The organism is Dyella sp. 2RAB6, assembly GCF_052115385.1.
In the GTDB taxonomy this organism is placed as follows: domain Bacteria; phylum Pseudomonadota; class Gammaproteobacteria; order Xanthomonadales; family Rhodanobacteraceae; genus Dyella_D.
In genome coordinates this window covers 25,848-42,995 of the sequence record NZ_JBFRGP010000004.1, presented here as the reverse complement: position 1 = coordinate 42,995, position 17,148 = coordinate 25,848, and the positions used below count along the sequence as shown (strand labels likewise).

At 67.5% G+C, this 17,148-nt stretch carries 19 protein-coding genes; 11 read left to right on the top strand and 8 right to left on the bottom strand.

Annotated features, from left to right (window positions below):
- Positions 1–28 precede the first annotated feature (28 nt).
- From AB4083_RS07975 to AB4083_RS07960, 4 genes are all read left to right on the top strand, one after another.
- Positions 29–604 (top strand): N-acetylmuramoyl-L-alanine amidase, encoded by a 576-nt coding sequence (locus AB4083_RS07975; RefSeq protein WP_441607246.1) that lies wholly within the window; start codon positions 29–31, stop codon positions 602–604.
- A 77-nt stretch (positions 605–681) separates the two neighbouring features.
- Complete coding sequence (tesB, locus tag AB4083_RS07970; protein ID WP_441607245.1) at positions 682–1,545, top strand: acyl-CoA thioesterase II; 864 nt, start codon at positions 682–684, stop codon at positions 1,543–1,545.
- A gap of 22 nt (positions 1,546–1,567) precedes the next feature.
- Positions 1,568–1,960, top strand: coding sequence for a hypothetical protein (locus AB4083_RS07965; RefSeq protein WP_441607244.1), 393 nt, complete (start codon positions 1,568–1,570; stop codon positions 1,958–1,960).
- Between the two features lie 38 nt (positions 1,961–1,998).
- Positions 1,999–2,766, top strand: coding sequence for an arginyltransferase (locus AB4083_RS07960; RefSeq protein ID WP_441607243.1), 768 nt, complete (start codon positions 1,999–2,001; stop codon positions 2,764–2,766).
- A gap of 91 nt (positions 2,767–2,857) precedes the next feature.
- On the opposite strand, the gene AB4083_RS07955 is transcribed toward AB4083_RS07960, so the two are convergent.
- Entirely contained in the window at positions 2,858–4,372 is a 1,515-nt protein-coding gene (locus tag AB4083_RS07955) for an FMN-binding glutamate synthase family protein (protein WP_441607242.1), read from the bottom strand.
- Between the two features lie 248 nt (positions 4,373–4,620).
- Here AB4083_RS07955 and AB4083_RS07950 point away from each other — a divergent pair, with 248 nt between their 5' ends.
- From AB4083_RS07950 to AB4083_RS07930, 5 genes are read left to right on the top strand one after another with little or no spacing between them, the layout of a single operon-like run.
- Positions 4,621–6,168: a transglutaminase domain-containing protein gene (locus AB4083_RS07950; RefSeq protein WP_441607241.1), complete on the top strand. Its 1,548-nt coding sequence runs from the start codon at positions 4,621–4,623 to the stop codon at positions 6,166–6,168.
- 59 nt (positions 6,169–6,227) lie between these two features.
- On the top strand, positions 6,228–7,100 hold the full coding sequence (locus AB4083_RS07945) for an SPFH domain-containing protein (protein ID WP_441607240.1): 873 nt from the start codon (positions 6,228–6,230) through the stop codon (positions 7,098–7,100).
- A gap of 11 nt (positions 7,101–7,111) precedes the next feature.
- Positions 7,112–7,309 (top strand): Arc family DNA-binding protein, encoded by a 198-nt coding sequence (locus tag AB4083_RS07940; RefSeq protein ID WP_441607239.1) that lies wholly within the window; start codon positions 7,112–7,114, stop codon positions 7,307–7,309.
- 44 nt (positions 7,310–7,353) lie between these two features.
- Positions 7,354–7,734 (top strand): DUF3887 domain-containing protein, encoded by a 381-nt coding sequence (locus tag AB4083_RS07935; RefSeq protein WP_441607238.1) that lies wholly within the window; start codon positions 7,354–7,356, stop codon positions 7,732–7,734.
- 16 nt (positions 7,735–7,750) lie between these two features.
- Complete coding sequence (locus AB4083_RS07930; protein WP_441607237.1) at positions 7,751–8,518, top strand: CPBP family intramembrane glutamic endopeptidase; 768 nt, start codon at positions 7,751–7,753, stop codon at positions 8,516–8,518.
- A 7-nt stretch (positions 8,519–8,525) separates the two neighbouring features.
- Here the strand turns inward: AB4083_RS07930 and AB4083_RS07925 are convergent, their stop codons facing one another.
- Positions 8,526–8,900 carry a DUF423 domain-containing protein gene (locus AB4083_RS07925; protein WP_441607236.1) on the bottom strand — a complete coding sequence of 125 codons (375 nt, stop codon included), beginning with the start codon at positions 8,898–8,900 and terminating at the stop codon, positions 8,526–8,528.
- 69 nt (positions 8,901–8,969) lie between these two features.
- Here AB4083_RS07925 and AB4083_RS07920 point away from each other — a divergent pair, with 69 nt between their 5' ends.
- Together AB4083_RS07920 and AB4083_RS07915 are read left to right on the top strand one after the other, a co-directional pair.
- The gene (locus AB4083_RS07920; RefSeq protein WP_441607235.1) at positions 8,970–9,587 is read left to right on the top strand and encodes an SCO family protein; all 618 of its coding nucleotides are present in this window, start codon (positions 8,970–8,972) and stop codon (positions 9,585–9,587) included.
- On the top strand, positions 9,584–10,057 hold the full coding sequence (locus tag AB4083_RS07915; protein WP_441607234.1) for a copper chaperone PCu(A)C: 474 nt from the start codon (positions 9,584–9,586) through the stop codon (positions 10,055–10,057). The genes AB4083_RS07920 and AB4083_RS07915 overlap by 4 nt, the downstream gene beginning before the upstream one ends.
- A 38-nt stretch (positions 10,058–10,095) precedes the next feature.
- On the opposite strand, the gene AB4083_RS07910 is transcribed toward AB4083_RS07915, so the two are convergent.
- The 6 genes from AB4083_RS07910 to AB4083_RS07885 all read right to left on the bottom strand — a co-directional run bounded on the left by AB4083_RS07910 (position 10,096) and on the right by AB4083_RS07885 (position 17,028).
- The gene (locus tag AB4083_RS07910; protein ID WP_441607233.1) at positions 10,096–10,968 is read right to left on the bottom strand and encodes a cytochrome c oxidase assembly protein; all 873 of its coding nucleotides are present in this window, start codon (positions 10,966–10,968) and stop codon (positions 10,096–10,098) included.
- Between the two features lie 86 nt (positions 10,969–11,054).
- Positions 11,055–12,950: a GldG family protein gene (locus tag AB4083_RS07905; protein ID WP_441607232.1), complete on the bottom strand. Its 1,896-nt coding sequence runs from the start codon at positions 12,948–12,950 to the stop codon at positions 11,055–11,057.
- Between the two features lie 2 nt (positions 12,951–12,952).
- Positions 12,953–13,687: an ABC transporter permease subunit gene (locus AB4083_RS07900; RefSeq protein ID WP_441607231.1), complete on the bottom strand. Its 735-nt coding sequence runs from the start codon at positions 13,685–13,687 to the stop codon at positions 12,953–12,955.
- The gene (locus tag AB4083_RS07895; protein WP_441607230.1) at positions 13,684–14,637 is read right to left on the bottom strand and encodes an ATP-binding cassette domain-containing protein; all 954 of its coding nucleotides are present in this window, start codon (positions 14,635–14,637) and stop codon (positions 13,684–13,686) included. The genes AB4083_RS07900 and AB4083_RS07895 overlap by 4 nt, the downstream gene beginning before the upstream one ends.
- 175 nt (positions 14,638–14,812) lie before the next feature.
- The gene (locus AB4083_RS07890; protein ID WP_441607229.1) at positions 14,813–16,159 is read right to left on the bottom strand and encodes a polyketide cyclase; all 1,347 of its coding nucleotides are present in this window, start codon (positions 16,157–16,159) and stop codon (positions 14,813–14,815) included.
- Between the two features lie 227 nt (positions 16,160–16,386).
- The gene (locus AB4083_RS07885) at positions 16,387–17,028 is read right to left on the bottom strand and encodes a response regulator (protein WP_102304958.1); all 642 of its coding nucleotides are present in this window, start codon (positions 17,026–17,028) and stop codon (positions 16,387–16,389) included.
- Between the last annotated feature and the right edge of the window lie 120 nt (positions 17,029–17,148).

The window sequence follows — 17,148 nt, the reverse complement described above, 5'->3', positions numbered from 1 at the left end:
TACCGGGCCGCATGCGAGACTCGCCGGTATGCCTGAATCCATCGTGCGCGACCACTTCCTGCCCTACGTCGAGCGCCTGCCCGAACGCCCCGCCGCCGCCGTCGAACTGGTGGTGATCCACTGCACCGAACTGCCGGACCTGGCCACCGCGCGCGAGTACGGCGAGCGCATCGTGCACGACAGCGGCACCGGCAACTGCGGGCATTACTACATCGACCGCGACGGTGCGATCTGGCGCTACGTGCCCGGCACGCGGGTGGCGCACCACGTGCGCGGCTTCAATCCGCATTCGATCGGCATCGAGCTGGTCAACCGCGGCCGCTATCCGGACTGGTGGCATGCCGGCAACCAGACCATGACCGAGCCCTACCCGGCCGCGCAGATCGACGCCTTGCGCGCCCTGCTGGCCCGCTTGCGCGGCGAATTCCCCCAGCTGCGCGACATCGCCGGCCACGAAGACCTCGACCTGGCCCGCCTGCCGGCCAGCGACGACCCCAGCCGGGAGGTGCCGCGCAAGCTCGACCCGGGCCCGCTGTTCCCCTGGGCCGAGGTATTGGCCGGCAGCGGCCTGAACCGCCTGCCGCCGCGGCCGGCGCGGGGCTAGGGCCCGGCCGGCGGCTATAATTCATGGCGCGGGCCGTCCGCCCCGCCCCCTGAATCGCCCCCTTGGATTGCTTTGACATGACGGAAAACCACGTCCGCGAGCTGGTCGACCTGCTGCACCTCGAACGCCTGGAAGACAACCTGTTCCGCGGCCAGAGCCGCGACATCGGCACCCGCTTCGTGTTCGGCGGGCAGGTGCTGGGCCAGGCGCTGTCGGCCGCGCAGCAGACGGTGGACAGCTCGCGCTCGGCGCATTCTCTGCACGCCTATTTCCTGCGCGCCGGCGATATCGACGCGCCGATCGTCTACAGCGTGGAGCGCACCCGCGACGGCGGCACGTTCTCCTCGCGCCGGGTGGTGGCGATCCAGCACGGCCAGCCGATCCTCAACGGCTCGATCTCGTTCCAGATCGAAGAAGAGGGCTTCGAGCACCAGACCGCCATGCCCGAGGTGCCGGCGCCGGAAGACATCGCGCCGATGCAGCCGCTGCCGCCGGACAAGCTGGCCAAGCTGCCGGAGAAGCTGCAGCGCTGGCTGGGCCTGGAAGCGCCGATCGAGTTCCGCCACGTCTGGCCGCAGGACAAGCTGCACCCGAGCAAGCGCCCGCCTTACCAGCACATCTGGTTCCGCGTGGCCGCGCCGATCGGCGACTCCGCCGTGCTGCACCACGCCCTGCTCGCCTATGCGTCCGACTTCAACCTGATCGGCACCGCCACCCTGCCGCACGGCATTTCGTACTACACGCACAATGTGCAGATGGCCAGCCTGGACCACGCGCTGTGGTTCCACCGCCCGTTCCGGGTCGACGAGTGGCTGCTGTACTCCTTCGACAGCCCCACCGCGCAGGGCGCCCGCGGCCTGGCGCGCGGGCAGATCTTCAGCCGCGACGGCCGGCTGGTCGCTTCCACCGTGCAGGAAGGCCTGATCCGCCTGCGCAACTGACCCGGTGGAGTAAAATCACCCCATGCGCCAGATCTATACCTCGCCCCGCCCCGAAAACATCAACCGCGTCGCCGCCATGCTCGGCGAGCACGGCATCGAGCACTCGATCGAGAACCGCTCGAACTGGAACAAGCGCAGCTACGAGCGCTTCAGCTATTCCCAGCGCAAGGAAAACCGCGACACCTGGGAGCAGGTCTGGATCAGCAAGGCCGACGACTACACCCGCGCCCGCACCCTGCTGCGCGAGCTGGGCATCGAGCCGGTGATCCGCCACGCCGAGGAACTGGCCCTGGCCCGCAATCCCAGCCCCGAGGCGCGCCGCGGCAGCGTCGCCAACCGGGTACGCCGGATCGTGCTGCTGGCGGTGGCGGGGGCGTTCGTGGTGGTGATGCTGAGGTATCTGGGCGTCATCTGAGCCGCCGGTGGGCCGCGAGGCCTTCCGTCCTACGCCGTATGGCCGGCCCGGCGAATTTGCGATGCTTGTCACAGCAAGCCGCCCCGGACGTAGAATCGGCCATGCGCTCAGACCGCGTCCGCCTGTTCCAGACCCTGCCTCACGCCTGCGGGTATTTTCCCGACCGCACGGCGCAGAACCTGGTGATCGATCCGGCGGCCCCCCAGCTCGACCAGCTGTACGGCCCGGCGCTGGAGCGCGGCTTCCGCCGTGCCGGCGGGCATCTGTACTTCCCCTACTGCAGCAGCTGCCGGGCCTGCACGCCCTGCCGCATCGACGTCGAACGCTTCCGGCTCAGCCGCTCGCAGCGGCGCTGCCTGAAGCGCAATGCCGACCTGCAGGTGGTGGAATCCATGGCCGGCTACAACAGCGAGCGCCACGCCCTATACGAGCGCTACCTGCGCCAGCGCCACCCCGGCGGCGGCATGGACGAGGCCGACGCCAGCGACTTCCGCCGCTTCCTCACCGCGCCGTGGAGCCCCACCCTGTTCCTGGAACTGCGCGAGGGCCCGCGCCTGCTCGGCGTGGCGGTGACCGACATCTCGCTGCACGGCTTGTCGGCGGTCTACACCTTCTTCGAGCCGGACGAGACCGAGCGCAGCCTGGGCACCTTCGCCATCCTGCAGCAGGTGGAGCTGGCCAAGCGCCGCGGCATACCGTGGATCTACCTGGGTTTCTGGATCGAAGGCCATCCGAAGATGGACTACAAGCGGTATTTCCAGCCGCTGCAGATCCGCACGGTCGATGGCTGGGTGGACATGCCGTAGCTTGGGGCGAGCCACCGGCGAACCCCAACATCGTCGCGTTCAAACGCATCGTATCGTTGGGGTTCGCCTACGGCTCACCCCAACCTACGCCTCACGCGTTCGGCGCGTGGCCTTCCGGATACGGGAACAGCCGCACCAGCGGCACCGAGATGCCGTCGTCGCCCATCACGCGGCAATGCGTGCGATCCAGTTCGCGCGGTTCTTCCACGCCGCAGCTGTGCGCGATGATGCCGACCTCGCGCATCACGTTGCTCGCGTAGTGATAAACGCGCTCGCTCTTGTCGGTGACCACCAGGCCGCGCTGCAGCTTGGCGTTCTGCGTGGTGATGCCGGTGGGACAGGTGTTGCGGTTGCACTGCAGCGACTGGATGCAGCCCAGCGCCAGCATGAAACCGCGCGCCGAGTTGACGAAGTCCGCGCCCATCGACAACGCCCACGCCACGTCGTAGGCGGTGATGCATTTGCCCGAGCAGATCACCTTGACGCGCTCGCGCAGGCCCTGGCGGATCAGCGTGTTCACCAGCGCTGGCAGCGCCTCGCGCAGCGGCAGGCCGACGCCTTCCATCAGGGTCTGCGGCGCGGCGCCGGTGCCGCCTTCGGAGCCGTCGACGATGATGAAGTCCGGCGCGCTTTCGATGCCGCGGCGGCGCACTTCCTCGCACAGCTCGTCGATCCATTCCATGCCGCCGAACACCGCCTTGAAGCCGGTGGGCTTGCCGGTGAGTTCGCGGATATGCGTAATCGCGTCCATCAGCTCGCGCACATTGCCGATGTCGAGATGGCGATTGGGGCTTTGCGAGTCCTCGCCCACCGGAATGCCGCGGATCGCGGCGATTTCCGCCGTCACCTTCGCGCCCGGCAGCAGGCCGCCCATGCCCGGCTTGGCGCCCTGGCCCAGCTTGATGCTGACCATCTTCACCTGCGGGTGCTTGCAAATGTCCAGCAGCTTCTGGTCGTCCAGCTTGCCCTCCGGCGTGCGCACGCCGTACTTGGCGGTGCCGATCTCGAACACGATGTCGCAACCGCCTTCCAGGTGATACGGCGCCAGCCCGCCCTCGCCGGTATCCATCCAGATGCCGGCCTTGGCCGCGCCGATCGACAGCGCGCGCACCGCCGGCGCGGACAGCGCGCCGAAGCTCATCGCCGAGATATTGAAGAAGGACGAATGGCTGTACGGCTCGCGCGAATAGGGCCCGAGCGTGATCGGCTTCGGCACCACATGGCTCTGGCCCAGGGAGGGGAACGGCGCGTTGACGAAGAACGGCAGGCCTTCGGCGTGCAGGTCGCGGGTGGAACCGAAGGCGTTGGTGTTCTCCACGTCCTTGGCCGCGCGGTACACCCAGGTGCGCTGCGCGCGGTTGAACGGCATTTCCTCGCGGTCGCTGGAATACAGGTATTGGCGGAAGAATTCGCCCAGGTGCAGGAACCAGTAGCGGAAGTGCCCGATCACCGGGAAGTTGCGCAATACCGAATTGGAGGTCTGGTTGCGATCCACCAGCCACACCACCAGCAGCACCATCACGCCCATCGCCAGCAGCAACAGGAACAACGCCGAGAAGGTCTCCACCACGACCACCAGCCAATGCGCGAATGCCGAGGACTGCATGCTTGCTCCCTGCCTTGAGGACACGGCGGGCGCCGCGTCGTTGGGTTGCTTGAAGCCGGTGATCCTCGCACAACGCGCCGGGACGGAAAAACGCTTCCGCCGGCGGCCCGTGGGGCGCAAAAAAACACGATCCCGTAAGCGCCCCGCAAGCCTCGCTCCGCCGCGCCGACCGCCTCGCTGCATTGCGGATTGACGACAGCCTTAAGTCGGCATTCACTATCATCCAAGCCGTCCCCACGGATACGCATATGCGACTGAAGACCGCCAAGCTATTGCTGGTGCTGTTGCTGTTGCCGTGCCCCATTGCCGGGACCATGGCCGCCGAAACCGCGCCCGCCAACACCACGCCGAATGCTTCGGCCGACACCACCTGGATGAGCGTCCTGCTGGGCGGCCGCAAGATCGGCCACCTGCGCATCGACCGCGAGACCGCGCAAGGCACGGTGACCACCACCCAGGCCTTGTCGATCCTGCTCAACCGCAGCGGCAAGAGCATCCCGCTGAGCAACATGATCCGCAGCGTGGAAAGCACCGATGGCCAGCCGCTGGGCTTCTCCACCCGCACCTCGATGTCCGCCATGGACAGCACGGTGAACGGCGAGCGGCAGGCGGATGGCTCGTTCCGCATCGCCACCACGGTGGGTGGCGCCACCCGCTACAGCTATATCCCCTGGCCCGGCCAGGCCCTGCTCAACGACGCCCAGCGCCGGACCATGCTCGGCGCCGCGAAACAGCCGGGGCTGCATTACCGGATGGAGATGTTCGACCCGGCCACGCAGCAGGTGATGGATGTGGCGGTGGAGGTGATGGGCAACGAGTCGATCGACCTGCCGGGCGGCACCGAGACGCTCAGCCACCAGCGCCAGCGCCTGCACCAGGACCGCGGCGACCAGTTGCTGGACCTGTGGCTGGACAGCCGCGGCCGCGCGCGCAAGGGCGTGATCTCGATGCTCGGGCGGCAGCTGGAAATGATCGCCTGCGACCAGGCCTGCGCGCTCGCGCCGGAGCAGGACGTGGACATGTTCCGCGCCGCCATGGTCGATTCGCCGCGGCCGCTGACGCCGAACCTGCGTGATTCGTTCCTGCGCTACCGCCTGACCATCCAGGGCGATATCGCCGCGCCGATCATCAGCACCGACGAACAGCGCGTGCTGCACCTGGGCGGCCACGACTGGCAGATCGACATCGGCAACTCCTATGCCGGCGGCCAGGCCCCGCCGCAACCGGAAGACCTGCTCGCCAACGACTGGCTGCAATCGGACGCGCCGGCGATCCGCGCGCTGGCCGCCGAAGCGGTCGGCACCGCGGTCGACAACCGGCAGAAGATGCGCCGGCTGCGCAGCTTCGTCAGCCACTACATCACCCAGCATGGCCTGGACGTGGGCTACGCCTCGGCGCTGGAAGTGGTGAATACGCGCCAGGGCGATTGCACCGAATACGCCGTGCTGCTGGCCGCGATGGCGCGTGCCGAAGGGATTCCGGCGCGGGTGGTCACCGGCATGGTCTACGCCGACCGCTACGCCAACACCTCGCGCGTGTTCGTGCCGCACGAATGGGTGCAGGCATGGGTCAACGGGCGCTGGCAGAGTTACGACGCGGCCCTGCGCCGCTTCGACAGCACCCACATCGCACTCGACACCGGCGACGGCGACCCCTGGCATTTCTTCGCCGTCACCAATCTGTTCAACGCCATGCAAATAGTCGACGTGTCGCCCTCCTGGGAGTTCATGTCGACGGCCCCGGTGGTGGCGGCGCCTAGCGCCCCGGTTGGCAACGGCGGGGGCGGCAGCCAGTAGGCACTTGCGAGTGACATCATTTCGATATCAGATACCTCCCATCCAAGGGAGGTATCACCATGAATGAGCGTCAGGGTTTTTCGCTTGCCGGTATCCCGTTCGTCGGTTTCTGTCTGTTGCTGGGCGCCTTCGGCGCCTGGCTGATCCTCACCTCCGGTGGCCACCAGCCGCCGCTGGCGAGCTTCTTCGCCGGGGTGCTGGTGATGGTGTTCACCGCGTTCCTGCTGAAGGGTTTCTTCCAGGTCGCGCCGAACGAAGGCCAGGTGCTGCAGCTGTTCGGCAAGTACGCCGGCACGGTGCGCGCGGAAGGCTTGCGCTGGACCAACCCGTTCTTCACCCGGCGCCGCATCTCGCTGCGCGTGCGCAACTTCGAGAGCGGCAAGCTCAAGGTCAACGACAGCGACGGCAATCCGATCGAGATCGCCGCGGTGGTGGTGTGGCAGGTGGTCGACACGGCCGAGGCGGTGTTCCAGGTCGACGACTACGAGAACTTCGTGCATATCCAGAGCGAGTCGGCGCTGCGCCAGATGGCGCAGAACTACCCCTACGACGCGCACGACGACGGCAAGCCCTCGCTGCGCAGCCACGGCGAAGTGATCAACAACCATCTGCGCGACGAGATCCAGGCGCGCCTGGACAAGGCCGGCGTCAACGTGATCGAGTCGCGCATCAGCCATCTCGCCTACGCCCAGGAAATCGCCCAGGCCATGCTGCAGCGCCAGCAAGCCAGCGCGATCGTGGCGGCGCGCGAGCGCATCGTCGAAGGCGCGGTAGGCATGGTCGCGCTGGCGCTGGACCGCCTGCGCGAGCAGGGCGTGGTGGAACTGGACGAAGAGCGCAAGGCCGCGATGGTCAGCAACCTGCTGGTGGTGCTGTGCGGCGACCGCGCCACGCAGCCGGTCGTCAACGCCGGCACGCTCTACAGCGGCTGAGCGAGGCGCACGTGCCGGCCGAGAAAAAATCCTATCCGCTGCGCATCAGCCCCGCCGTACTGGAGGCGGTGCAGCGCTGGGCCGACGACGACTTGCGCAGCGTGAACGCGCAGATCGAGTACGTGCTGCGCGAAGCGCTGCGCAAAAGCGGACGCCTGAAATCCGGCCAGATCGCGCCGGTGGCGGACGACCAGGACGATCCAGGCTGATTCCACCGAAGTCCATCCACGCAAGTACACAGGGGTACAAGCACATGAACAAGCAACTGGCGGCGATCGTCTGCCTGGGGATCTGTTTCGCCGCTGCCGCCGGCGCGCGCGCCGAATCGGCCTGCGAAACCGCCTCGACCCATCTGCTCGATGCGCTGGACAAAGGCGATTACGCCGGCGCCACCAGCGACTTCAACGACACCATGAAGACCAAGCTGCTGCCGGAAAAACTCGGGCAGATCTGGCCGGCGGTGGCGCAGCAGTTCGGCGAACGCGGCACACGCGATGCGGCGAGCGCGCTGCCGGCCGGCGATTTCACCATCGTGCTCACGCCGCTGCACTACGGCCAGACCACGATCGAGTCGAAGGTCACCTGCGATGCGCAAGGCAAGGTGGCCGGGTTCTTTATCCAACCGCATCACTGAGCGAGAGGACACCCGCATGCCCGCCCTGCCCGCTACGCGCGCGCCGCGGCTGAAACTGGCCCTGGTGCTGGGAATCGCGGCGGCCATCGCCACGCTGGCGCTGTTCCCTTATCTGATCGTGCTGATGCCGCGCCTCACCCGGCTGCCGATGCCGGTCCCGCTGCTGGCGATCCTGCAGTCGCTGCAGTCAGGCGCGTTGTGCGGCGGGCTCGCCTGGTTCGGCCTGTGGCTGGGCGAGCGCTACGGCCTGAGCGCGCCGTGGCTGCGCGCCTGGATCTATCGCGAGGCGCCGCCGCAGGCACGCGGCAGATGGCTGTGGGCGATCCTGCTCGGCGTCGTTTCAGCAGTGATCGTGCTGGCGCTGGACTGGCATGGCCAGCTGCATGCTCCCGCCTCGAAGTTGCTGGACCAGGCGTGGCGCGGCGCGCTGGCTTCGTTCTACGGCGGCATCGCCGAGGAAACCCTGTGCCGCCTGTTCCTGGTGAGCCTGCTGGTGTGGCTGCTGGCGCGCCTCGGCAACGGCGTGCGGCCGTGGATGTTCGTGCTCGCGATCGTGCTCGCCGCCGTGCTGTTCGGCGTCGGCCATCTGCCGGCGGCGTTCTCCGCCGGTATCGCGCATGGGCCGCTGTCGATCGGCCGCATCATCGTGCTCAACACGCTGGTCGGGCTGCCCTGCGGCTGGCTGTTCTGGAAGTACGGGCTGGAACACGCGATGGTCGCGCACTTCAGCGCCGACCTGGTGCTGCACGTCGGCGCGCAGCTTGCGCTGGCGGCGCTCGCCTGAATTTGGATCAGCCGCGCCGGCTGGCGCCCCAGCCCAGCAGCATCCACCCCGCGATAAACGCCACGCCGCCCAGCGGCGTGATCGCGCCGAACCAGCGCGGCGCGCCCAGCGCCAGCGCATACAAGCTGCCGCTGAACAGCACGATGCCGATGGCGAAGGCCGCGACCGTGCGGCGCCGCTGCGGCGCCTCCAGAAAGAACAGCGCCAGGCACAAGGCCAGCGCATGCCATACGTGGTAATTCACCGCGGTATGCCACAGCTCGGTGCCGCGCTGGTCGAGCACGCCGCGCAAGGCATGCGCGCCGAAGGCGCCCAGGATCACCGCGCTGGCACCGGCGAAACCGGCCAGCAAGCCGGCGGCGGAGCTGACATTTTGTCGCATGGGTAAGCAGTCCTCGGGCTGGCGGCGCCGGTGTCGTATGCTGGCGCGATGTCGATCCAGGATTCTCGCATGAAGCCCCGACACCTCGTCCGCGCCTTGCTCCTGCTTTCCCTGCTGCTCGGCACGCTGCTGCTGGCCGGCTGCCAGCGCGGCGACGAGCTGCCGTGGAAGCTCACCAATGTCACCGGCCATATGCCGGACCTCGACTTCAAGCTGGTCGACGACCACGGCAAGCCGGTCACCGGCGCGGACTACCGCGGCAAGGTGGTGCTGCTGTACTTCGGCTACACCCATTGCCCGGATGTGTGCCCGCTCACCCTCGCCCAGTTGCACGTGGTGATGCAGCGGCTCGGCCCGCTCGCCGACAGCACGCGCATCCTGTTCGTCAGCGTCGACCCCGCGCGCGACACGCCGGAGGTGATGCATGCCTACGTCAACGCCTTCGATCCGCGCGCGGTGGGCCTGTCCGGCGAACCGCGCGCGCTGGAGGCGCTGAGCAAGCGCTATCGCTCGGCATACACGCGCGAACCGGACAAGGCCGACGGCCAGTACGAAGTGAGCCACAGCTCGGCGATCTATCTGTTCGACCGCGACGGCAAGGCGCGCCTGCTCTCCACCGCTGCCGACGCCCAGGACGATCTCGTCCACGACCTGCACCTGCTGCTGGATAACGGAGCCAAGCCATGAGCGCACGTTGCGCGCTGTTGATCGCCGGCCTGCTGTTTGCCGGCGCGGCCACCGCGGGCGACGCGGACCACGTCGCGGCCAGCCGCGGCTGGATCCGCGTGATGCCCGGCGCCCTGCCCGCCGGCGGCTATGTGGTGCTGGAAAATCGTGGCGACCATGCGGCCTCGCTCAGCTCGGCCAGCAGCCCGGCCTATGCCGAGGTGATGCTGCACAAGAGCAGCACCGACACCGGCATGGGCCGCATGGAACACGTCGACGCGCTGCCGATTCCCGCGCATGGCAAGGCGGCGCTGTCGCCCGGCGGCTATCACCTGATGCTGATGAAGGCGAATGCGCCGGTGAAGGTCGGCGACAAGGTGCGCGTCACCTTGCACTTCACCGATGGCAGCACGCTGGATACGGAGTTCGAGGCGAAGCCGGCCAATACGGTGGATGGCGGCGATATGGGCGGGATGGAACATCGGCACTGAGGCTTGTTGGGGTTATCACCTCAACCTACGGCTGGGCTTTACGGGCTGGGCTTTTGACCCCAGCCGCGCGCTTCCAGCTGCAGCTGCCGCTTCGACTTGATCCGCCCGTTGCGCGACAGGCGTACCCACTGCCGCAGCGCAAGCAGGCCGCCGATCGATTCGATCAGCGCCGCCGGCACCCACATGATCACGCCGCCAGCGAGCTGGCCGGTGAGCACGTTGAAGGTGAAGGCGCGGCCGCAGATCTCGAAGATCGGATAGAGGTCGCTCTTGGAGAAGGTCACGATGGCGCCGGCGAGGATCTGCGGGCTCATGGTGATGGCCGGCGACAGCACGCGCAGGCCTGGTGTCATCCGCCCCGGCGGGCGCGGACGATGGTCCAGCACCAGCCACCAGTAACTCAGGCCGCTGAGCATCATCGACCAGTTCATGAAGCGGTAGATGCGCCAGTCCAGCATCGCCAGCGTCTGCATGGCCGGGATCAGCCAGATCAGGATAAAGCCGACGAACAGCACGGTGGCGACAGCGGGATGCAACAGCACGCCGGTCACCGCGCGCCATGGCCACGAATGCTCCAGCGGCCGCAGCGCGCGCGCGCGCCACGCCAGCGGCAGGCCGGCGCGCAGCACGGTGCCGGGATACGAAGCGACGAGCAGCAGCGGCGCCAGGTGGTGCAGCAGCACCTGCTGGATGCGGTGCATGAAGAATTCGTGCTCGGCGTAGTAATCGAAGTACGTGTGCAGCGACACGTAGACGATCGCCATGCCGACCCAGAACGCCAGTTTTCTGCCAAAGCTCACGTGCAGGCGGCGGCTGCCGCGCACATACAGCGCGCAGATCGCCACGAAGCTCAGCAGAAAGACCCAGGAGAACTCCCAGGGCACGATCCACGTGAGCAGGCTCGACATCATCGGTGTTCAGACCCGGGCGCCGGACGGCAAGCGCCAAGCATAGTCCGGCGCCGCGCCGGCGCGGCTGCGGCAGATGGCCGCCACCATCATGCGCGGCGGCGGCTGCGGCGCGAGCGCCGCCAGCCATAAGCCAGGCCGAACAGCGTGACCAGGGCCGGCACCAGCACGATATTGAGGAACTTCAGGCGCATGCCCAGCGCGTCGATCTCGGCGTTGAACTGGTGCTGCACATCGCGCAGCTCCTTGTTGATCGCGAGCTGGCGCTGCAGGAACTGCTCGATCTCCGCGCGCTGCTCGGTGCCGGCGTTGTCGCCGCGCGCAGCCTTGGCCGGCTGCAACTCGGACAGGCGGCTGCGCGTGACCGCCAGTTCGCGCTGCAGCTCCTGCTTCTTGGCCAGGAATTTCTGGTCCGCCGCCGCCTGCAACGCCAGCACGCGGGTGAACGGGCGCTGCGAGCTGGTGCGGCCGTGGATCGACAGCAGCTCGGACGAGCCGCTGAGGTTGTCCGCCAGGTTGGTGACGAAGTCGCCGTTGTTGGCCAGCGCGCTCAACTGCAGCGGGCCGAGCAGGCTCTGCGAATACGACACCCACAGGCGGTCGGTCAGCAGGTCGGTGTCCGCCACCAGGATGACTTCGGCGTTGTCCTTGGCCTGGGCGATAAAGCCGGGCTGCTTCGCACGCTCCGGAAAGGCCGAGGGGAACGCGCCGCGCACGCGGCCGGCCACCACGTAGCGGATGTTGTCCGCCTTGTAGCCGTCCAGCAGTGCGTTGGGGTCGGTGGTGGCTTCGCGCACGCGCTGCGCCGGCACCACTTCGGCATCGGTGCTGGTCTGCATCAGCGGGATCAGGCGCGTGGTGGCCTTGGGCGAGAGATCCAGATAGCCCACGCTGGACAGGTTGATGCGCTGCAGGCTCGCCGTGGTGACGTCGCCGTGGTTGAGCTCCTGCCCGGTCAGGCCGAGCATCGCCGGATGGTTGGCCGCACTGTTGTCGGCCAGCTCGATGCGCAGCGCGCGCGAGCGGTCCAGCACGACTTTCTGCGGATCGAACTGCACGCCCCAGGCATCGAACAGGCGGTGCAGGTCCGAGTCGTGGTCGTCGATCACGCCGTTGCTGTCGACGAACGGCGTGGTGTCCAGTTCCGAATACGGATCGACGAAGGCCACCAGGTGGCCGCCGCGCAGTACGTATTGGTCGATCGCGTACAGCGCCGTGTCGGACAGGTGCTTGGGATGGATCAGCAGCAGCACCTGGATGTCGTCGCCGACGCGATCGAGCTTGTTCGGGTCCAGCGTCTTCACTTCGAACAGCTGGCCGAGCTGGCGGATCACCGTCCAAGGTTCCTCGCCGAGCACCGGATTGCCCTGCACCGCCAGGCTGCTGATCACGCCGATATGCGGCTTGGCCGGCTCGTTGAGTTCGTACAGCAGCTTGGCCACGTCGTATTCGAGGAAGGTCTCGCGGCCCGGGTCGAACAGCGGGATGGCCAGGTTCTTGGCGCCGGGGCGCGTCTCGTTGTCGGCCTCGCCGTCCTGCAGGCCCGGCAAGGTGGTGCCGACCAGGCCGAAGAACACGCGCTCGCCGTTGGTGCCGCCGCTCAGGGGACTCAGGCCGCTGCCCTCGGCGGCGGCCTCGTCGTCCGAATACGGCACCGGGTCCACCACCTGCAGGCGCAGGCGGCCGTGCGAACGCGCCACCATCTCCTGCAGCAGCTCGCGCACGCGCTGCTCGTAGCTGCGCAGCTGCGGCAGGTCGCGGGTGGAGTGCTCGGAGAAATACAGGGTGAGCTTCAGCGGCGCGCGCAGCTTGTCCACGATGCGCACGGTGCCGGGCGTCAAGGTGTACAGGCGATCGGAGGTGAGATCGAAGCGCGTCGCGCGCATCCAGCGGCTGCCGGCCACGGCCAGCGTCACCGAAACGGCCACCAGCACGATCAGCAGGCCGATCACGCGCACGCGGCGGGAGAAGGTCGGGCGACGCATGTTCAAGGCGTCCGCTTCAGGTCGAGCACCAGCACGCCGGCGGTCAGCCAGGAGGCGATGCACAGCACGAAGTACAGCACGTCGCGCACGTCCAGCACGCCGCGCGCGATCGCTTCGAAGTGGCGCAGCAGGCTCAGGTGCGCCACGCCGTTGAGCAGCCGCCGCGGCACCGAGCCCTGCAGGAAATCCAGCACCTGCGGCTGGCCCGCCAGCAGCAGCAGAAAGCACACCACCATGGTCAGAATGAAGGCCACCACCTGGCTCTGCGTCAGCGCCGACAGGCACGCGCCGATGGCCAGGAAGGAGCCCGCCATCAGCCAGCTGCCGAGATAACTGGCCACGATCACGCCGTTGTCGGGCGAGCCCAGGTAGTTCACGGTCATCCAGATCGGGAAGGTCAGCAGCAGGCCGATGCCCATGAAGAACCACGCGGCCAGGAACTTGCCCAGCATCGCCTGCGCCAGCGTCATCGGCAGGCTGAGCAGCAGTTCCAGCGTGCCGCCCTTGGATTCCTCCGCCCACATGCGCATCGACACCGCCGGCGCCAACAACAGATAGAGCCAGGGATGCATCACGAAGAACGGCTGCAGGTCGGCCTGGCCGCGATCGTAGAAATCGCCGGCGTAGAAGGTGAGGATGCCGGCCAGCACCAGGAAGATCACCAGGAATACATAGGCCACCGGCGTCACGAAGTAGCTGCGCAGTTCGCGCCGCGCCACCGCCATCACGGGGCTCATGCACCGGCCTCGCGCGCGGCGTCGGCCTTGGCCTGGCCGGTGGTGATCTGGCGGAACACTTCGTCGAGGCGGCCGCGTTCGAGCTGGATTTCCGACACTTCCAGCCCCTGCTGGCGCAGCAGCGATTCGACCGCTTCGAGGATGCGCTCGCCAGGCCGCGGGAACACGGTGATGCGGCCGTCCAATGGATCCACTTCGATCGACGCCACCTGCGGCAGGCGCCCCAGCATCTCCTGCGACACGCCGCTGCCCGGTGCGCTGAAGGACACCGCACCGTGGTAGCGCGAGCGCGCTTCGAGTTCCGCCGGCGTGGCGTCGGCGAGCAGGCGGCCGTTGGCGATGATCACCACGCGGTTGCACAGCGCGTGGACTTCTTCCAGCAGGTGGGTGGAAATCAGGATGGTGCGCTCGCGCGCCATCGTATCGATGAGCTGGCGCACCGCGTGTTTCTGGTTCGGATCGAGACCGTCGGTCGGTTCGTCCAGCATCAGCACCGGCGGGTTGTGCACGATCGCCTGGGCCAGGCCGACGCGGCGGCGCAGGCCTTTGGACAAGGTCTCGATGCAGCTGTCGAGCACCTCTTCGAGCTGCAGCTGCCCGACCACTTCCTCGAAGCGCCGATAGCCCTGGTCGGCCGACAGGCCACGCGAGCGCACGATGAAGGTGAGGAATTCGCGCACCGTCAGCTCGCCATAGCTGGGCGCGCCTTCGGGCAGGTAGCCGAGTGCGCGCTTGGCCTTCAGCGACTCCCTGCGCACGTCATGGCCGCATACGCGCGCGGTGCCGGCACTGGGCCGCAGGAAGCCGGCGATCATGCGCATCACGGTGGATTTGCCGGCGCCGTTGGGGCCGAGCAGGCCCAGCACCTGTCCAGGTTCGGCGCGGAAGCTGAGCGCGTCGACCGCGGTAAGCGTGCCGTAGCGCCGGGTGAGCTGTTCGGTTTCGATCATGTCCGGAGCGGCAGGAAAAACGGCGGAATGGTCGCGGGCCCGGGCGGCGCAACGACGAAGCAATGTACCCCATCGGGGCGGAAAAGTTCGCCGGGGCGGATGCGCAGGAAAACCTCGCGCAAAGAAAAAGGCCCTTCGCGAACGAAGGGCCTTTCGATCTTGCGTACGCCTTGGCTTACTGCTGGCCGGCGCTGGCAGCCGAGGCCGGAGCGGCGGCGGTGCCCGACGCGGCCGGCGCTTCGGCGGCGCCTGCGTCCAGCGACGGCGGCTGCAGGTTGGCTTCCTGCTCCGGGGTCTTCTCCGGTGCATCGCCGGTCAGCGGCAGGTAGATGGCGAACTGCGCGTAGCTGGTCACCTGGTCGCCCTGCTTCACTTCCGGCTTGACCAGGATGTCGTACGGACGGCTGACCACTTCGTCGAACTTGTAGCCGTGGGTCTGCGCGTAGGCCTTCAGCATGTCGCGGGTCTGCGGCACGCCGGCGGCGGTACCGTTCCAGACGCCCTTCAGCGCCGGGCCACCGAAGGCGAGTACGCCACGCACGTCGTTGTCGACGATCAGGCGGCCGAAGCGGTCGGTGCTGCCCGGGGTGGTGTCGCCGGCCGGCGCCGCGGCGGTGCTGCTGCTGGCAGGAGCGGTGAGGTCCGGCGCCTTGGCGGCGGTCAGCTCGTGGCTCTGGCCATTGACGGTCACGCTGGTGGCGCTGATCGGCAGGGCAACGTCGAACGAGTAGGTCTGGTCGCCATAGTTGGTGGTGTAGATGATGCGCGGACCGGTCACGGTCACGCCCAGCTTCTTGGCGGCGGCCTGGATCTGGCCCTCGGCCTTGTCGGTCGCTTCGTTCAGCGCATCGAGGCCGCCCTTGCGCTCGATCGAGCTGGACACCAGCAGCACCGGCGTCGGCTGGGTCTGCTCGATGTAGGGGATCAGCTTGCCGTAGTCGATGTTCTGCACCGAGGCCAGCACGTTCTGCAGATCGTTCAGGCTGAACTGGATGAAGGCATCCGGGTCGCCGTGGATGTACAGGTTCGAGTAGCGGTCGATCAGATTGAAGCCGTAGGCCACGTCATACGACCAGGTGATCTTGGTCAGCTGGCCGCGGGTGCCCTGGCGTTCCATGCCGAGCGTGAAGTGCTTGTCCTGGCCGCGCCAGTCGTTGTCCAGGTTCCAGACAACCTTGGCTTCCTTCGCGGTCGAGTCGATCTTGTCGAACGACGGCTCGGCAGTGGCAACGGTCAGCTTGCCCTTGCCCACCTTGTCGTCGTTGCTGCTCCAGCTGATTTCCGCGCCCGGGCCATAGGCCTTGCCGGAAAAGGTGAACTGGGTATTGCGGTCGTATTTGCGCTGCACCGTGAAGTCGGGGTAGCGCCGAAAATTGGCGAGCACGTCGTACACCTGACGCATGTCCTTGCCGACCACCAGCGACCTCTCCACATGGCCACTGCCAGGCATGATCACGCCCACCACGACGCCGACGACGGCGACGATGACCAGGGCAACAACGAATTCAAGAACACGCATCATTCCAGGGCTCTCCGAACATCTCTCTTGGCGGCTCGCATGCGTCACCGGAAACCGGTCCGCCACGATTGCGCTTCCTTAGAAAAACGGCCCGAAGGAATGGCATTCGTGACAGGGGTCGGCCGGCGCCGAAGCCACCGATGGTACCGGTTCATGGCCTGGAACGCTATCCGCCCCGCAGGCCGCCCCGAAAGGCCTCGAATCGGGCCTTCCGGAGCCTGTGCGGGGCCTTAGACGATGCCCAGCTCGAGCGCCTTGAGCACGGCGCGGGTGCGGTCGCGCACGCCGAGCTTGGAGAGGATGTTGGACACGTGGTTCTTCACCGTGCCCTCGGCCACTTTCAGGGAGTTGGCGATCTCCTTGTTGCTGTAGCCGCCGGACAGCAGGCGCAGGATCTCGGTCTCGCGCTCGGTCAGCGGGTCGGGCTGCTCGAGGCTGGTGAACTGGTTCTGCATGCGGCCGACGCCGGCCAGCAGGCGCTGCGTCACCATCGGCGCCACCAGCGAGCCGCCGGCGGAGACGGTACGCACCGCTTCGACCAGCTGTTCCAGCGACACGTCCTTGAGCAGATAGCCGCGCGCGCCGGCCTTCAGGCCCTGCAGCACGAGCTGGTCGTCGTCGAAGGTGGTCAGGATGATGGTGGGCGGCAATTCGTTGCGGGCGGACAGTGCCTGCAGCACTTCCAGGCCGCTCATGTTCGGCATGCGCAGGTCCAGCAGCACCACGTCGGGCTTGATGCGCGGGATGTCCTGCACGGCCTGGGCGCCGTCGGCGCATTCGGCCACTACGCGGATGTCCTCAGCCAGATCCAGCAGGGAGCGAACGCCCTGGCGTACCAGGTTCTGGTCGTCGACAAGACACACGGAAATCATCGCGGTTCCTCGGAGCGATTGCGTTCCCCGGCGCCATCGCCGGGGACGACGGGATAGACAACGGTGCGGCCTTCCAGGCCGACCGCCCATTCTGGCATGGCTGAAGGCATGCGGTGCGGA

Excerpts from the sequence above, each read along its gene's own strand:
- AB4083_RS07905 (WP_441607232.1), bottom strand. The coding sequence starts at position 12,950 with ATGCGTCGCCCGACCTTCTCCCGCCGCGTGCGCGTGATCGGCCTGCTG.
- AB4083_RS07935 (WP_441607238.1), top strand. The coding sequence starts at position 7,354 with ATGAACAAGCAACTGGCGGCGATCGTCTGCCTGGGGATCTGTTTCGCC.
- AB4083_RS07900 (WP_441607231.1), bottom strand. The coding sequence starts at position 13,687 with ATGAGCCCCGTGATGGCGGTGGCGCGGCGCGAACTGCGCAGCTACTTC.
- AB4083_RS07910 (WP_441607233.1), bottom strand. The coding sequence starts at position 10,968 with ATGATGTCGAGCCTGCTCACGTGGATCGTGCCCTGGGAGTTCTCCTGG.
- tesB (WP_441607245.1), top strand. The coding sequence starts at position 682 with ATGACGGAAAACCACGTCCGCGAGCTGGTCGACCTGCTGCACCTCGAA.
- AB4083_RS07950 (WP_441607241.1), top strand. The coding sequence starts at position 4,621 with ATGCGACTGAAGACCGCCAAGCTATTGCTGGTGCTGTTGCTGTTGCCG.
- AB4083_RS07885 (WP_102304958.1), bottom strand. The coding sequence starts at position 17,028 with ATGATTTCCGTGTGTCTTGTCGACGACCAGAACCTGGTACGCCAGGGC.
- AB4083_RS07955 (WP_441607242.1), bottom strand. The coding sequence starts at position 4,372 with ATGCAGTCCTCGGCATTCGCGCATTGGCTGGTGGTCGTGGTGGAGACC.
- AB4083_RS07930 (WP_441607237.1), top strand. The coding sequence starts at position 7,751 with ATGCCCGCCCTGCCCGCTACGCGCGCGCCGCGGCTGAAACTGGCCCTG.
- AB4083_RS07915 (WP_441607234.1), top strand. The coding sequence starts at position 9,584 with ATGAGCGCACGTTGCGCGCTGTTGATCGCCGGCCTGCTGTTTGCCGGC.
- AB4083_RS07890 (WP_441607229.1), bottom strand. The coding sequence starts at position 16,159 with ATGATGCGTGTTCTTGAATTCGTTGTTGCCCTGGTCATCGTCGCCGTC.
- AB4083_RS07965 (WP_441607244.1), top strand. The coding sequence starts at position 1,568 with ATGCGCCAGATCTATACCTCGCCCCGCCCCGAAAACATCAACCGCGTC.
- AB4083_RS07960 (WP_441607243.1), top strand. The coding sequence starts at position 1,999 with ATGGCCGGCCCGGCGAATTTGCGATGCTTGTCACAGCAAGCCGCCCCG.
- AB4083_RS07895 (WP_441607230.1), bottom strand. The coding sequence starts at position 14,637 with ATGATCGAAACCGAACAGCTCACCCGGCGCTACGGCACGCTTACCGCG.
- AB4083_RS07945 (WP_441607240.1), top strand. The coding sequence starts at position 6,228 with ATGAATGAGCGTCAGGGTTTTTCGCTTGCCGGTATCCCGTTCGTCGGT.
- AB4083_RS07925 (WP_441607236.1), bottom strand. The coding sequence starts at position 8,900 with ATGCGACAAAATGTCAGCTCCGCCGCCGGCTTGCTGGCCGGTTTCGCC.
- AB4083_RS07975 (WP_441607246.1), top strand. The coding sequence starts at position 29 with ATGCCTGAATCCATCGTGCGCGACCACTTCCTGCCCTACGTCGAGCGC.
- AB4083_RS07920 (WP_441607235.1), top strand. The coding sequence starts at position 8,970 with ATGAAGCCCCGACACCTCGTCCGCGCCTTGCTCCTGCTTTCCCTGCTG.